Genomic DNA, 1,156 nt, shown 5'->3' with positions numbered 1-1,156 from the left:
CCAGCAGGCCGATGGGCAGGTTGATCAGGAAAATGCTCTGCCAGCCCAGGTGCTCCAGCAACAGGCCACCCAGCAGCGGGCCGAGGATCAGGGCCAGGGCGCTGAAGGCCGACCAGCCGCCGATCACGTGGGCCCGTTGCCGAGGCTCGGGAAAGGCGTGGCTGAGGATCGGCATCGCCCCGGGAATCAGCAGGGCCCCGGCCAGCCCCTGCACTGCGCGCCCGGCCAGCAGCAGCGAAAGCTCCTGGGCCAGCGCGCACAGCGCCGAGCCGAGGCAGAACAGCAGCACACCGATCAGCCAGCAGCGTTTGTGACCAAAGCGATCCCCCAGGGGGCCTGCCGAGAGCATGAACGCCGAGAGGCAGATGGCGTAGGCATTGACCACCCATTGCAGACCGCCCAGGTCGGTGGCCAGGGCCTGCTGCAAGGTTGGCAGGGCGACGTTGACGATGCTGATGTCGAGGGACGCCAGGAAGGTCCCGAGGTAGGCGGCGGCGACCAGGGCCGGGCGACGATAGCGCTGCATGATGTATCTCCCGCAAGGTCTGGAATGGGCTTGCAGGGCGAGCATAGTATTTTGACTGACCGTCGGTCAATGGAGAATGAAAAAGATTCTCAACTCTCTTTTCCCCCACAAATCCCCTAGAATGGCGACCTTTGTCGAACAGCCCGGATTCGTTCATGAGTGTCAAAACCTCCCCGGTTGCCAAGCGCGCTGCCCAGCCGCGGCCGCGCACCAAACCGGCCGAAGTACGCCTGGAAGAGCTGATGGCCGCCGCCCAAGACCTGTTCCTCAGCCAGGGCGTGGAAGCCACCACCATCAGCGAGATCGTCGAGCGCGCCGAGGTGGCCAAGGGCACCTTCTATCACTACTTCCAATCCAAGAACGACATGCTGGTGGCCCTGGGGCAACGCTATACCCAGCACTACCTGCAGCGCCTGGAGCAGGCGGTGGCGGCCTGCTCCGAGGACGACTGGGTGGCGCAGCTCAGCAGCTGGATCCGCACCAGCGTGCAGGCCTACCTCGACACCTACCGCCTGCACGACATCGTCTACCCCAACCACCATCATCACGACCGCGGCAACCCGGAAAAGAACGCGATCCTCGAGCAGTTGCTGGGCCTTCTCGAAGGCGGCCAGCGCGCCGGCTGCTGGT

The 1,156-nt window shown here is 64.9% G+C and carries 2 protein-coding genes; one reads left to right on the top strand and one right to left on the bottom strand.

All coding sequences use genetic code 11. The annotated features are described in order from the left end of the window. Positions 1-526 (bottom strand): MFS transporter (locus F6S12_RS31995; RefSeq protein WP_315869890.1); only part of this gene is annotated, 526 nt, incomplete at its 3' end. A 155-nt stretch (positions 527-681) separates the two neighbouring features. Here F6S12_RS31995 and F6S12_RS31990 point away from each other — a divergent pair. Next, positions 682-1,156, top strand: a 475-nt coding sequence (locus tag F6S12_RS31990; protein WP_315869889.1) for a TetR/AcrR family transcriptional regulator, incomplete at its 3' end; no start/stop codon positions are given.

The sequence above is a fragment of the Pseudomonas sp. JV245A genome (assembly GCF_032424515.1).
Taxonomy (GTDB): Bacteria; Pseudomonadota; Gammaproteobacteria; order Pseudomonadales; family Pseudomonadaceae; genus Aquipseudomonas; species Aquipseudomonas protegens.
The sequence above is the reverse complement of the archived record's forward strand: the minus strand, read 5'-3'. Positions and strand labels throughout refer to the sequence as shown.